1 protein-coding gene and 1 pseudogene are annotated in these 2,577 nt (G+C 74.2%); both read left to right on the plus strand.

Annotated features, from left to right (window positions below; genetic code table 11):
* A partial coding sequence (locus CA983_RS42635) for a diflavin oxidoreductase (protein WP_143645788.1) occupies window positions 1–1,815 on the plus strand: 1,815 nt, incomplete at its 5' end.
* Between the two features lie 116 nt (window positions 1,816–1,931).
* Window positions 1,932–2,577: pseudogene (locus CA983_RS42640) on the plus strand (hypothetical protein); the annotation flags it as partial.

Genomic DNA, 2,577 nt, shown 5'->3' on the forward strand with positions numbered 1-2,577 from the left:
CCCCCGGTCCTGTCCGCCCAGGAACGCCAGTACCTCACCGGCTTCCTCGCCGGGCTCGGCTCGGGCGCCCCCGGCGTCCCGGTGCTTCCGCCCGACGCCCCCTTCAGCCCTGAGCACGCCCTGTGGGTCAACGGGGTCCTCGCCGGCATGTACTCGCGCTCGACGCCACCGGCCGCCCCCGCGAGGGAGCCGTCCGGCCGTGAGGTGGTGGTGCTGTGGGCCTCGCAGACGGGGAACGCCGAGGAGTTCGCCACCGCCACGGCCGAGCGGCTGACCGCGACCGGGCACCGTACGACCCTCGTCGGCATGGACGAGGCCGACGTCGCCGCGCTCGCCCGCACGGCGGACCTGCTGTTCATCACCAGCACCTTCGGGGACGGCGACGCGCCCGACAACGGCACCGGCCTCTGGGACACGCTCGCCGGCGAACGGGCCCCGCGGCTGGACGGGGTGCGGTACGCCGTGCTCGCCTTCGGCGACTCCTCGTACGACGACTTCTGCGGGCACGGGCGCCGGCTGGACGCGCGGCTCGACGAACTGGGCGGCGTGCGGCTGGCCCCGCGTACGGACTGCGAGCCGGACTACGAGCCCTCCGCCGGGGAGTGGCTCGACCACGTGCTCTCGGCACTGGCCGGTCCGGCCACCGCCCCCGCCGACTCCCCGGCCTCACGACCGGAACCGAAACCGAAGCCCAAGCCGAAGCCCGCCGCCGCGGTCGCCCGGCTCGTCGGCAACCGGCTGCTCAGCCGGCCGGGCGCGGGCAAGGAGGTCCGGCGGTTCACCTTCGACACCAGCGGGACGGACCTGGCGTACGAGGCCGGGGACGCGCTCGGCGTGCGGCCGGTCAACGCACCGGACCTCGTGGCGGAATGGCTGGCGGTGACCGGGCTGGACGGCGGGACGGCCGTCGAGGTGGCCGGTGCCGGCGAGATGCCGTTCGCCGAGGCGCTGGCCCGGCACCTCGACATCACGAGGATCACCCCGGACCTGCTGCGGTTCGTCGCCGAACGCGCCCGGGACAAGCACGAGTTGCGCAGGCTGCTGCGGCCCGACAACAAGGACGGGCTGGCGCAGTGGTGCTGGGGGCGGCAGGCCGTGGACGTGATCGCCGAGTACGCGGTGCGGGCGGGCGCCGAGGAGTGGGCCGGGGTGCTGCGCATGCTCCAGCCGCGGCTGTACTCCATATCGTCCAGCCCGCTGGTCGATCCGCGGCAGGTGTCCCTGACGGTGTCCGTGGTGCGGTACGAGAACCTGCACGGGCGTCAGCGCGGCGGGGTGTGCTCGCCGTTCCTCGCAGATGCCGCTGCGGACACCGAGGTGCCGGTGTTCGTGCAGCGCTCGCCGCACTTCCGGCCCCCGGCCGACGCGTCGACGCCGATGGTCATGGTCGGCCCCGGCACCGGCGTCGCGCCGTTCATCGGTTTCCTCCAGGAGCGACGGGCCCTCGGGCACAAGGCCCCCAACTGGCTGTTCTTCGGCGAGCAGCACCGCGCGACGGACTTCTACTACGAGGAGGAGCTGACGGCTCTGCTCGACGAGGGCACCCTCACCCGCCTGGACACCGCCTTCTCCCGCGACCAGCGCAACAAGGTGTACGTACAGGACCGGATGCGCGAGCACGGGCCGGAGCTGTGGCACTGGCTGCAGGACGGCGCCCGCTTCTACGTCTGCGGCGACGCCTCCCGCATGGCCAAGGACGTGGACCGGGCCCTGCGGGACGTCGCGGTGGCACACGGCGGGCTGAGCGAGGCCGAGGCCGCCGCGTACGTGAAACAACTGGCGGCGGAGAAGCGGTACGTACGGGACGTGTACTGAGCGGGCGGCGGCTCCTCGACGGTTCCTGAGCGCACGGCGGCTCCTTACTCGCCTCACACCCGTCTCTTCACCGCCGCCCGGGCCCCGCTCACCTGCGGCGATTAGCGTCCTGCGGCGTGTACTCGGCAGAAACCACGCTGGTGGTCCCCGGCCCGCGCACCCAGTCGGGGGCGGCCGGGCCGCCGTCCCCGGCCCAGTGGCACCGCGTCCTGACCCTGCTCGCCGACATCAGTCTGCTGATCGGCACCCGAGCGGTGTGGGCGACGGCGGCCAGTCACCGGCCGGCCGTGGCCGCGGTGATCTCGGCCTGCTACGCCTCGATCCTGGCGTGCGGGGTGCTGGCCCTGGTCGTCCGCCGGGAGCGGTCGCTGGCCCGGGTGGACCTGTGCGTGCTGGTGACGGGCGTGACGCTCGCCCTGTGCGCGTGGACCGTGCTGCACCACGGCTCCGACGAGGCGCTGCTCACCACCCAGGCGGCACGCCAAGTGGCCGCGGGGCACCCGGTGTACGGGCAGCCATGGCCCTGGCTGTTCGGCCACGGCGTGGCCCTCACCCCGACGGTGACCGGGGGCTACGACCTGACGTACGGTTATCCGCCGCTGGCCCCGCTGCTGGCCGTGCCGCTGCTGTGGCTGGGCCACGGCGGTGCCCCCGCGACGGCGGTGAGCACGGGCGCGCTGGTCGCCGGCACGGTCGTGCTGTGGCGGATGCTGCCGACGCCGTGGCGGTCGGCGGCGACCATGGTGTGCCTGGGCTTCGGCA

Origin of the sequence: Streptomyces swartbergensis, assembly GCF_002148965.1 — a bacterium.
GTDB classification, from domain to species: domain Bacteria; phylum Actinomycetota; class Actinomycetes; order Streptomycetales; family Streptomycetaceae; genus Streptomyces; species Streptomyces swartbergensis.